The 12,587-nt window shown below is 39.8% G+C and carries 9 protein-coding genes; 3 read left to right on the forward strand and 6 right to left on the reverse strand.

The genetic code is table 11. The features are described 5' to 3' along the window. Positions 1 to 2: 2 nt before the first annotated feature. The 3 genes from istB to EA772_RS01260 all read left to right on the forward strand — a co-directional run bounded on the left by istB (position 3) and on the right by EA772_RS01260 (position 2,520). Positions 3 to 734, forward strand: a complete 732-nt coding sequence (istB, locus tag EA772_RS01250) for an IS21-like element helper ATPase IstB (RefSeq protein ID WP_124910880.1) — start codon at positions 3 to 5, stop codon at positions 732 to 734. Positions 735 to 1,023: 289 nt separating this feature from the next. Then, a complete protein-coding gene (locus tag EA772_RS01255; RefSeq protein WP_124910881.1) occupies positions 1,024 to 1,899 on the forward strand; it encodes an ankyrin repeat domain-containing protein in 876 nt (291 codons plus the stop codon). Positions 1,900 to 2,028: 129 nt separating this feature from the next. Continuing rightward, positions 2,029 to 2,520, forward strand: a complete 492-nt coding sequence (locus EA772_RS01260; protein ID WP_124910882.1) for a hypothetical protein — start codon at positions 2,029 to 2,031, stop codon at positions 2,518 to 2,520. Positions 2,521 to 4,030: 1,510 nt separating this feature from the next. Here EA772_RS01260 and EA772_RS01265 read toward each other — a convergent pair. The 6 genes from EA772_RS01265 to EA772_RS01285 form a co-directional block, all read right to left on the reverse strand. Further along, positions 4,031 to 4,354, reverse strand: a complete 324-nt coding sequence (locus EA772_RS01265; RefSeq protein WP_124910883.1) for a hypothetical protein — start codon at positions 4,352 to 4,354, stop codon at positions 4,031 to 4,033. Positions 4,355 to 4,357: 3 nt separating this feature from the next. Continuing rightward, positions 4,358 to 4,822, reverse strand: coding sequence for a DUF4265 domain-containing protein (locus EA772_RS01270; protein WP_124910884.1), 465 nt, complete (start codon positions 4,820 to 4,822; stop codon positions 4,358 to 4,360). 26 nt (positions 4,823 to 4,848) lie between these two features. Next, positions 4,849 to 4,971, reverse strand: a complete 123-nt coding sequence (locus EA772_RS22360; RefSeq protein WP_256370011.1) for a hypothetical protein — start codon at positions 4,969 to 4,971, stop codon at positions 4,849 to 4,851. A gap of 310 nt (positions 4,972 to 5,281) precedes the next feature. Next, positions 5,282 to 5,644, reverse strand: coding sequence for a DUF1493 family protein (locus EA772_RS01275; RefSeq protein ID WP_168187459.1), 363 nt, complete (start codon positions 5,642 to 5,644; stop codon positions 5,282 to 5,284). Between the two features lie 47 nt (positions 5,645 to 5,691). Further along, positions 5,692 to 8,961, reverse strand: a complete 3,270-nt coding sequence (locus EA772_RS01280; RefSeq protein ID WP_168187460.1) for a DUF6443 domain-containing protein — start codon at positions 8,959 to 8,961, stop codon at positions 5,692 to 5,694. Positions 8,962 to 8,995: 34 nt separating this feature from the next. Continuing rightward, positions 8,996 to 12,397: a hypothetical protein gene (locus EA772_RS01285; RefSeq protein WP_124910887.1), complete on the reverse strand. Its 3,402-nt coding sequence runs from the start codon at positions 12,395 to 12,397 to the stop codon at positions 8,996 to 8,998. Between the last annotated feature and the right edge of the window lie 190 nt (positions 12,398 to 12,587).

Raw genomic sequence — 12,587 nt, forward strand, 5'->3', positions numbered from 1 at the left:
ATATGAATACACAGAACACAGTAGACCAGATGAAAAGCCTAAGGCTGGGCGGAATGGCAAGGCGCTATGAGGCAACGCTACAATTGCCAATACACGAAATCCAGGACCCACATTCAATGCTCGCTATGCTTATCCAGGCAGAAATCGAGTACCGCGAGTATGCAAGAACAGAAAAATATCTCAGGTACAGTAAACTTAGATATCATGCCCTTCCCGAAGATATACTCTGTACTTCCGAGCGTGGCATTACCCGCGAACAGGTACTAAGACTCTCGGACGGCACTTTCATTGAACGTGGTGAAAATGTGCTTATTACCGGCGCTACCGGGTGCGGCAAAAGTTTCCTTGCCTGTGCACTGGGACGCAGTTCCTGCCTACTTGGATTCCGTACGCTATATTTCAGTATGAATAAGTTTCTGGATGCTCTTGCCCAGGCAAGGCTCGATGGAACTTACCTCCGATGGATTAAGGGGATATCCTCAAATAGGCTACTGATATTAGACGACTTCGGGCTTAAGCCCCTGAGCAATGATGCCAGGATTGCAATACTTGATATTCTGGAGGATAGATATGGCAACGGTGCGACAATAATAACCTCACAGCTGCCAGTAGATAACTGGTACAACTTTATAGATGAACCTACACTTGCAGATGCAATTATGGACAGGCTGTCAGCATCTGCTCACAGAATTGCACTCACGGGCAAATCCATGAGAAATAAAAAAAATCATTAAGTTTACAGAATATCGCTTTGTCCAAAAGTGATATGGTTAAAAGTTAGTGCTAAAGCCAGAACCAAACTGGTGCACTATGCCTCGGAATGTGGTGTACTTTGTTCGGAATAATCAATACGCTCGCTCAGCATATATCTTCATTTTCTGAGACAAGAACCTAAGGTAAAATTCTCATTCCTATGAAAATTTACCTTTTTTGATAAAATAGTTTTTGCAATCCTATGCCTGTTACTGATTTATTTCCAAACGAAGTTAAGTAGTGTCGAAAATTAATTACATTGATGATGTTATGAAAAAAATATCAAAGGCTACTATTATTTGTCTGTTTTTGACAAGCTGTTCAAATTCAGATGGAAAGGTAGCAAAATCAAAACTGACCGGGTATGATTATCGTTTATTTCAAGATACGCCAGCATGGCCTTTAGCCAAAGCTGTAAGGGATAAAGATACCTCCGAAGTAAAAACACTTGTGATCGAAAATAAGATAGATCCTGATTATCAGGAATCCCGTTGTGGTAATACATTATTAATGATGTCTATCTTCAATAACAATTATGCAAGTGCCAAAATTCTATTGGATGTTGGAGCAGATCCGAATTTAAGAGATAGGTGTAGTGGGGCAACAGCGGTTATTAATGCTGCTGAAAATAAAGATTCAAAGTATCTGAAATTATTGTTAGCATATAAAGGTAATCCTAAAGTGGGAGAAAATAAATCTGTAAAAGACAATGATTCACCGATGCAAACTGCTTTAACTTCTGCAATATCGTATTATTATGCTAACAGCCTTGAAAAGGTAACACTTTTAATTGAGGCAGGAGCTGATGTAAATTATCCAAATAATAACAGTAATACAGACTTGCCCTTAGGAATTGCTATCAAACGGGATAAAATTGATGTGGCATTATATTTTCTAGAAAATGGAGCTGATTACAAAAAGGTAATATATAAATTGATTGATGGACATGATGTTTATATTCTGGAGGCATTAAGAAAGAATCTGTTAGATCTTCAATCACCAGAATATAATAAAAAGCTTGCCGTCATAGCCTTTTTGAAAGGAAAAGGTTTGGACTATTATAAAGAGCATATCCCGGATTACGTACTTAAAGCCATCAAAATGAAATACCCTAAAACCTGGGAGGAATACGCTCAAAAGTATTAGGAATACATATTAAGTCTTTCTAATTATTCTTTCGTTTTATGAGATAAACTTCAGACGGAAAATATTCTAGTTATCTAAAGCCTGTAATTGTTTTGATCTATAATAATTGAGTTCTATCTTTAAAACCAAATGCATGGATATAAAAAACATCGTGGGCTAAGGAGGTATTATAAAAACTTGGATTTTAAGACTGATGATTGGAGTGAATTGAGTTTTTCGAATACTGATTTGGCCTGGTTTGACTTATGGCATACACATTTTGATTGGTATGGTTATGGGAACAGCAGTTTTAGAAAACGCAAGCCACATCTCGATAAGTTATTTAGGCATTTTCATATACTACAAAAACTTTCTAAATCATTAGATAAGGACTTTCAATTGTGGGTTTTAGTGCTAGATTTCGAGAGTAGTAGCGACGCATTATTTTTACATACACCTAACCCTAATAGAAACAATTTCCCTTATTTATATTCTGGATTATCCACAGCCTCAACTCTTACTAATGCGGCACTAAAAGACTACATTGATGAGCTAGAAGGCTATGAAAAATTGTATGGAAATGCAAATGAGGCTTTTGCCTTACTTTTTACTGAAAATATTGGAAGATCGTTAGTTCCATAATCAGTCGAATGCTTATAGGAGCATGTGATGATGTTCAAAATTCTTCGTTTTTTGATACTAAATTTAAGCTATAGATTTTTTTTAAAGTACAACTTTGAGAATTCCACGCACTTTCGTTGTGGTAAATTCTTTCGGTATATTTTCCTTAATATGGTTGACTTATTATTTCTGCTTCAATTATCATTCGTGTTGTCGGTTTTTAAAGTACCACATAACGTTTCATGGCTTTGCTAATTTTGATTTTACTTAAATATATCTACCATTACTAACGTAATAAATAATTACTGAACTCGAGTATCACCCTTCGCCCAAACATTTACAAAAACCATTGTTATAAGCCGTTATTTTTGTTTCCATTTTTTAGGCCGATAACGTCGCGTCGTACTTCCTTTTTTCATTCATTGCCAAACACTACGGTCAAATGATTAAACGCCAATTCATTACATTTTTTTTTAAACTGTCTAAATTTGGACCATTACAGCCAAGTCGTAAAAATAGGTTTGATATTTATTCTTGAAAGCTTTGTCTGACAGGCTCAGTTAAAAAATTTGCTTATATCCAATTACTCTCTGAATTGAGATATTCAAAAAAAGATGATGCGCTAAGTATTTTTCAAAATTTTAAAGCACAGTTTCCTCAAAGCCAGACCCTTTACAAAGTGATTCCATGATTGCAGGCATAACGGCGAAAGATAAACGGGAGCTCATCAACTCAATATAATTTATCCAACCAAGAAAACTAAAAACACATCAAGATTTAACCAATTACTATAAAGGAAAAACTGTGATTGTTGACATGTAGGGAACATGGTGTGGTTCCTGCTTTTTAGAAATCGAAGCGAACAGTAGCTAAATCAAAGAACACTACAGAAACAAGCCCGTTGAATTTCTGTTTATATCCAATTATGATACTAACAATGAAGCCAAATGGCAAAAACTTATAGCTTACCATAGAATGGAGGGCACACATTACATGGCTGACAAAGATTTGACTTTATCGATCTTCGACCGATTAGAAACAGATGGTTTTCCAGCCTATTTTATTTTTAAAAAAAATGGAGAAATTTAGCTTTCCAAAGCTGGAAGTCCAATGAATCGGGAAATTCTAATCAACCAAGTTCAGTCCGTTTTTGATAGCATATGAAAGTAGTGTTTCACTATGTGGAGATTTCGGCTCCGTTGACCACGTGATTCCGTGTCGGATTGACCAGTTTAAGAAAAAAACCGATTTATTATTAACCTATTATTTATTAGTCTATTGGGATGGTCAATTTTGACCGAAACATAATGATCCGCAATTCCGAAACGATGTGGTCAAAGTTACCGAAATCTCCACCCTGTTATCCATTACGCCTTTTGGCAACTGATTTTTAGGACAGCTTAAAATGGAAGTATCTACCCCCTTTTACAAATGCAGTTAAGGCTTCAAGTTTATATTCTGAAAATGCAAGAATGGTGTAGTCCCAGCTGGAATAAAAAGACAACATCCACTTAAATTCTGTATCGATTTTTTAATCGATTAAATATTGATTTAAAATGGAATACGATTCAGATACGGTTGCATTGTCAAGATCTTCAATTCCTGTATAACAACTCGGCTCCACCAGAGCGTACCAATTTAAAAAAATCAGCCGCTTTAAGATTTCAAGCTTTATTGCTTCGTCATCAATGCGAAAATAGAGTTCAAGATATGATTTATGGATATTCCGATATTGTTCAAACATTCCTTCCGCGGAAAGTTTTTCAGTTACAAAGTCCATCGTCCCATTTTGAGACTCGGCATAATCCCCAATTTCTACTTCTCTATCAGATAAAATATCGATTTTGGTTTTCATAACTTACTCCAGCCCGTGCTTTTTAGATAAACAGGGCTCTGCATAATCGAGAATCCCAGCATTTTGTAGCTCGGTTAGCTTATCCTGTACAGTTGCATAGTTCAAACTACTAGGGACATCAATTACAAAATATCCTTCGCTGTACTTTTCGCTAGAGCAGCCAAGCGAGTCAAATACTTCTCTTATTTCATTTGTAACAGCATCAGAATCCATCATTACGACCTGAACAGTAGAATTTCCAGAAGATTCAACAGTATGTCTGTAGGTTAGCCGTTCCTGATCTTCATCAAATTCTGCATAGATAATGTCATTGGCCGCAACATTGGGAGCATAAAAGGGAATACTGTCCAATTTGTAAAGGCCATTTTCTTTATCAATTACTACAGCCCACATTGTTTCTATAGTCTCTTCGTCAAGAACATTGCTATAAAATTGGAAAAGTATTTTTTCGTGTTCTTCTTCGGCCATTTAAAAAGAGGTTAATTATTTCTTGGTTACATACCTATGTATGTTAGCTGATGTTTCCATCCTTTAACAATATCTGGATGTTTCTCCAGTTCTTCGTTTGTCAAATCTGGATTAGCATCAATCAACTTAAAATCTATTGTATCAGTCATGTAAGTACTGATGTTAAAAATATGACTCTGATCTTTATTGCATATAACAATAAATTTGACCCCTTTTCGCCAATTCTATAACATGCAGACAAGCAAAACTTTGCAGCAAATTTATTTCCGGTGAGATGGGGTCAATCTACTCTGGTTTGTACAGACAGACGTGCCTAACGCGGGATTTACGTACAATAACACAACTTAAAGATTACAAAACAAGCCAATAGGTTGCATACTTGTTTACGCAGCCTATTGGCTAATTAGCAAAAGCCTCTGCGCCTATTACTTGTAAAATTTTACAATAGTAAATCAGGGTTTAAGAATTTATAATATTTTCATCTAAACGGCCCGCTATAGCCGCTTTTTCTAACTGGCCTATAGTTAATGGCTTTCTACCTTTTTCCTTATTCCTAAAGAGGTCTTTGATCGCACCAGAAACAAAGTCTTCTTCATCGCCAAAATAGTCTCCTATCTTAAATTCGCTTACGTCAACATCAAATTCCTTAGCAAATGCCAGAAAAAATTCCTCTGCATCATCACCTGTAATTTTTAAATCCGAGACTAATTTTGTATCTCTATTAATTTCCTTTTTTTTTAGCAACAAAGGAAATGGCAAGGCATAGCCCCAACCACCATCATACACAAATGATCTGATTTTCTTTAAAAACTCATCTTCCATATCTATCATTTTAGAACCTAAGAAAAATATATAATAGTTAAGCCTTATTATTTTGCATACATCCAGCCCGTCTCTGGATTTGCCCGAAGCTTATAATAATCTCCTGCGCCCGCACTAAAGGCTTTAGCCCCTGCTCCAATTTCATTTCTAAATTCCCATGCATCAGAAGCAGTTATCGCCCATCCCACTCCGGGAATAGCCCTACCTACCAATCCACCCAGGCGCTTAAAAACTAGCCTCGCGGCTTTCTTACCTATTGCTTTGGCAACTCTATCGCCCGCTTTTTGTTCAATTTTTCTTACAGCTACTCTAGAAGCTAGAGAGGCTACTGAAGTTCTTTTGTTTTTACCTACCGCAAATGCATGATCGTAAAAATACCTAACAATACGTCCATCTTTCGGTATAGTTGGTTGCCCTAGTAAAATCATACCTGGTCCCCAAAGATTAATTCCCTTTTCACCGGTAATAGTAACATCTTTCAATTGATTTGCTTTGGCTGTATCAAGTCCCAAAGGGTCGATATAGCTAAGAGGATTGTTTAATACGTAAGCATAAGGACTTGAATTATAGTGAACAGCTGAATTCCCTGCAGTTATCATATTAAGTGGGCCTAAGAAACTGAAATATCTACCTGCATTTGTTCTACCTTCAGCTGCATCCACATCGTATCCCTCATTCGAAGCTTCCTGAGCATAAGCATCATCGTACGCACTCCAATATTCGTCCTCTTGTAATGGGTCTGGAACATTCCACCTCCCTATTACCGGATCATAAAACCTTGCCCCGTAATCATACTCACCGTCTAATTCCTCTTGCAACTCCTTGCCGTTATAAAGATATTTATTGTCACTTGAAGATGCAAATGTTGGGCTTCTTTTTCCAAAAGCATAATAGTTATCTGTCTGTAACTTCGTTCCGTTCTGGTTAAAACTGTACCGTACATTCCCAAGATGGTCAGATAAATTGTACTCATAGATATATCCCGAGCCATTGTTCCTGGCAATACCGACTTCATTCTGAATAAAATCAATGCTTCCATCTGGCTTATATTCGATGCCGTCAACATAGTTCCTGACCACCCCGTTCGCATTTTTCTGTAGCTTGACTCCATTTGCATCATATGTATATGTCAATGACATGCCCGCCTTGTTAGCAGTTGCGGGGAGATTTAAACGGTTATAAGTAAGGACCATCCCATTCCTTCCATCAGTCCTGGCATTTCCATTTTCGTCATAATCATAACCATTAGTAAAATATTCGGCATACCAGAGCCTGTTGCCGTTATAGTGGTACTGATTTGGATTTACGCCATCTCTATTCAGCGTATTAATGTTGCCCATCACATCATAAGAAATCCGCTCGCTCAGAACATTAGGCGATACTTCACCTATAGATAGCCTGTTCAAGCCATCATAGCTGTAATTGATCGTGTTACCGTTTCCACCATTGTTGTATATCTGCTTTGAGATATTGCCATTGAACTGTTTATCCGCGATATTTGGCGCATCGTTGTAGACCAGTTCCATGCTGAATTCATTGCTTGAACTGGTTTTTAGCCAACCCCGCTCATTGTAACTCAGGTAAGTGGTCTGCAGATCATTATGCAATTTTTTTTCTCGTAACTGACCAATTTCATCATAAACAAGATGAGCCAATGATGTTTCCTGAACACCGTTAATGCTCTCAAAAGTGCCGATCTTTCTTCCCATGTGATCATACTCATATCTCGTCGCAATGGTAGTCGGGGAACCATTGACGTAATGCGTCCGCACACTGCGCTTCAAACTTCCGTCAAAGTTCCATTCATTATTGGTCAAATCATAGTTTGAAGCGTTCACTGAACCCGATAGATAATGCTGCGCATAAGTCCGTGCCACCCTTCCTTCGCGATCATAGTAATGTACGGTCCAAAGAAAATCATTTAAACTTCCCAATACCTTCGCTTTTGTGGCGGTCAGCAGCCCTTTGATCATTCCGCTGAAATACATCGACTGGTTATCCGGGATATCGGGAATATTGTAATCATCATAATAATTTACTACCTCCGGCTGAAGGTTGGGCAAATAACTTGGCGCACTGGTATTATCATATCCATGAAGACTGGACTGACCCGCTCCCCTGTCATCCCAAAAGTCCCCTAGGGAGTTCACGGTAGCCTGAACATCATCACGGGTGCCAGTATGTCCAATCTCTATTCCCGACATAATTACCCTGCCCAAGGCGTCATATTTAAGGAATGCACGTTCAGCCCTTATTGCCTGAACCGCGTCCTGCGTAAAAACCACCTGATCCAGCGGATTGTAGATTAGTTCTTCCCATCCTTTACCCGGAATTTTTTTTCTAATTACCCGGTCCCGGCTGTCATAGTGATAAGCATATATAAAATCCATAAACTCTGTCTGCACTTCATTGAAAGCAGATAGTTCACCAGCCAGCTTGTCTGTATTCAGGTTTACTGCCGGAGGTAGAACATATCGCAGGTTGCCGTATTCATCGTATAAATAATAAGTACTAAGACTCTTTGTCGCTGTCTCCCACACCCGTTTCAAAATCACACGCCCTTCCATATCCTTAAATTCATCCGTACTACCCATAGCTCCATCAGCCGCCTTCCAGTTTTCATCCCTCAAAGTCGTCTTAGTCAATTTACCCGCAGGAAAATATCCGTTATCACTTCCGCTTAGTGCAGCACCATTGCCATTAACGATCCACAGCCTCACTTCACCCCAGTTATTGATACCGTAATAGGTTTTCACTGTATGACCTGAACTGTTTCCAACCACTGGCTGCCAATCTACACCCGGAGCTCCCTGTTCAACAACACGGTTGAGTGGGCTATCCTCATAAACTGCTTTTGAGAAAGCTGCAGTAGTCGACACAATTCCCGAAGGCGGATAATTGTAGTACCCAGCCTGCCCGCCCCCAATGATCGCATCTGAACGGTAAGCACCCTGATTATTCCACACCGAGTAAGGCAGATATCTCTTCTCCTCCCTTCCAAAATTGTCATAACTTATAGGCGTAACTACATCATGCCCCGGGAGTCCGCCATTAACGGCTACACTTTGAACGGCACGCCCCAGACCATCCAAATACTGGATGGTCTGAGTGACATCGCAAATATTCCTCCCCCCCTGAGCAACATCATTCCCGTTGCGAACCCCTGGTATACGGAATACCTTTGTGCTCACGAAATTTTGTCCAGCACTTGGATTTGAATTGAAACCCGGACAGTTCAGATAACTCAATGGCGATTGAGCTAAAATCGGAGACATGGACAGAAGCATTAATGCTGCTGAAAGTATAAGTCTTTTCATGTTCTTTCTATTAAGTAATTCGATCATCAGTTGATTATTGACAAGGACCAACTGGATTGATTTGAATTGAATTTATCATTTGACCAGCACCATTAGGACCATAACGGAACTGAAAATCAGGAGCACTTCCTTCCTTACAGATGGTGAGAACTACTTCATCCCCCTCCCCAAGTTCCTGCTCGAGTTCGTGGGCGCCCACTGTAACATACATCGAGCTGCCACAAGGCCTGTAACTTACATATAGATTATTCAACACAGAAAATGGTATTCTTAAACGGAAACTTTGGCAAGTCCCTACCGGTTCCTGTCCTACGGGTTCGCTGGTACAGTCAACCACCTGTCCAGCATAATTATAGCAATATGCCTGTAGTATATTCCCATCCTGATCCTTGACATACCTTAACCGATTAAAAGGATCGTAATGATAATAGCTTGTCAATCCTTTAGCATCCGTCATACTCGTCATCCCAACCAAAGGCTTATAGCTATAACTTTTAATATGGGATTGTCCCAGTGTCGGGGATGCTCTCAACTGATTAATCCAGGCTGTCAGTTGCGCGTCAGTTGGCATCGATTCAGCAATTCCCGCAATGGCGCCCGCACCACCAAAAACGGATTCTACCATTGCAGTAGTTGCATTGGAAATTTCAGCGATCAGGTGCTGCGAGTTATAACTGTAGAGATATACCGTATTGGGACCTTGCTGTTTTGAGAAACCAGACAGATTACCTCTGGCATCATATCCTTTGAACTCAACCTGTACATCTTCAGCAAAAGCCCCTTTTTTAAGTGCAATATTGGTAGGGGCGATAAGTCCTGCCGGCCAGGTACCATAATGGGTGGTTGTCCGATTTAAAAAGTTTTGATCTGAATATTTTTCCACCGCAACCGGAACATTCAGCATGTTTCTATCGATCATTTCCTGGTAAGGCTGGCTATTGCCCATTGCCACCATTTCCGCCGGAAACAAAGATTTTTCCTTGATCAACCTACCTGAACTATTCAAAAAACTCACCTCAGTGGGAACAGTTAGTTTAGGATTGCCATATACATAGTTATTGATTTTTTTAAATAGCGGGAAGCCGCTCTCCTGAATGTTACTGGTATCTGAAAGCAGCTGATTGTAGCCGGTTTGGTATTCGTTGATCTGTGTCTGATAAAAATAAGGCTGAATGGCGATTCCACTACCGCCATAATGATCGATCACAACGGTATTGCGATAAACCGACCTTGACCAGATCTTATCACTATCCAAAGCCGGGAAATAACTGCTACCATTTTCCTGGATCGCAACATAAGAATTAAGTCCAGGAGATTTATAAATGGCCTTATTTGTTTGGGTTCCGTAGATCCAATCCGCTTTCGTTTCATAGGGAAGCGTTGTCCCATTGACGAAGAAAGGTGTTTCATATCCACCCAGGCTTCCCAAACCGGTAAAAAAATACTTGTGCACAATCTTCCCTGAATTTATTTGATAAGCCTCTCCATTATATTCACTGACTTCTGGATAGGCCACCACTTCACCGTTATAGAATAGATTCGCCACTGGATTGGACATCACTGTCCTTAACCGGGTGTTGATGCTTATTGGACCATAGGTTACGCCGGGGCCCGGAATTCCAAAACACGTTACTAAGCCCCGAACCAGGGATAGCTTTGTTTGTTCTATCATAAATGGATTATAGAGCGCATCCCCGCTCACCCAATGGCGCATATATCCTCCACCATTTTCTGCGCTACCATAGAGAAATGAACGAACTTTGGACGCACCAGTCGCCGCATCGTAATCGGTAATTTTTCTAATGCGAAACCCACCTACCACAGTATTTTGTTGCGTTTGGACGTTAAGCGCCTTATTGGGTTCGTATTCGAAAGCAGTAGTACCACCTGTAGGATACTTGACACTCATCAATATCGCCGCCTGTCCATAATTATAATAAGAATCTGATGTTCTGTCCGCACCTCCCACCGTCAATGGTACCGCGGCGTTTGTATAAGTTCTTGCTTCAAGTGTGGTACTTGGAATTAAGCTGGCATTGTTTTTTGGACCATTGTAGTATCCCCAAAGATCCAAGTCATAACTGAATTTATTTGGCAGCGTTCCATTCCTATTATAAGTAAACTCATGTTTTTCCCCTATAGTTACATTGTTTGCGAATGTTTCTACTGAACTTAACAGCATCCTGGATTGGTAAATCGAAACTGAGTTATTGTTTGGAACATTACCGTGTGAATTAAATTCTTCATAAGTCAAACGGATCTCTTTTACAACCTTGTTTTGGGAGTCATAGACCAGGATTTTGTTAAGTCGCTTGCTATTATCATAAATTGTGCTTCCGTTAAGCGCCTGGCGGTTCCCTATCTCAAATTCAACACGACCTCCCCTAAAGAATATATTTTTTGTGTATAAAACCTCTGTAGCCTCTACGCTAGGTGTGCTAGGGCCGTCTATAGTCTCCAAATAATCAAGGCTTTGCGTAGATACGTTCCAATAATATCTTTTTATCGCCCCGTTCACATATTCTGACACAAAAGGTTTAGGCATCTGCTCGTCAGGAGCAGTCGAGGTGCTTCCATCAGCACAATTGGTCGCTCGAACGATTTCATCATGATAATTGGTTGGCTGATCATCCACGCTAACATAATGTGATTGCGGCTTAGGCACCCATTCATTCACAGTCGGATGATAAGCGAATCTCACCGTGTCCATCCGATTTGCTGAAATGATCTCATTTCCCTTCCACGTGGTCAGGTCCAACAGGTCCGTCCGTTCAACATGACTGCCTCCAAAATAAAACTGACGACCAGAATCATCAGTGATCTTAAAGGAATTCAATTGCGAAGGATTTGCGCCCAAAGGCTCTATTTTCAAAGGTTGATAAGGAAGCGTCTTGATGTTCCAACCAGAGATCCCCGGTTTTCTGCTAAATAAAAAAGATCCACTTGAACCTGTCAGCGAATAATAGAATTGATCGGGAAGCTCATCGTTGACATTATTGGCTAGATCCTCCAAATATTCCTTGGTATTATTTCCCAAAAGCTCATTGTTCAAAAAATTCCGTTCATCAGCCCTTCCCTGAATGGAGCGGGTAATAGCCGGTTCAGCAGAAAGCGACCAGCCTAAACCCACCCATCCACTCATATCATGAACCTTGATTCCTGAACTGTGGTATTTCAGCGCGATAGGGATCTCAATATCATTGACCTTAACCGTGTAAAGCGGGATTTCCACATTTACCAGGCCCCGCGCGTAATCGACGGGAAACTCAATTGACTTGATCAACGCCGCTGATTGTGGCGAAGTTGGCGTTGGCTCTTTAAACAATGGCTTCGGCCTTATGATTTGACCGGCAGCATTTAAACCAGCTAACAATGATATACTAAGCAGTAAAGCCTTCAGCTGAAGAAAGAATTGTTTTTGGATCGGTTTCATCATGGATTTCAACGTTAATCCTGAAAGTTACCATGATGCATTTTCTATCCAAAAATTTATTGACGAACGTAACAAGCGAAGTGACAAACATTGGTTTAGTATTGACAAACTATAAACTAAAAAAAATCAAAAACTTTCGAAAAGCTTTTAACATTTGTTCTTTTTAAAACGACATGTGACTTTTACGACGATA

This window comes from Pedobacter sp. G11 (assembly GCF_003860265.1).
Lineage (GTDB): Bacteria > Bacteroidota > Bacteroidia > Sphingobacteriales > Sphingobacteriaceae > Pedobacter > Pedobacter agri.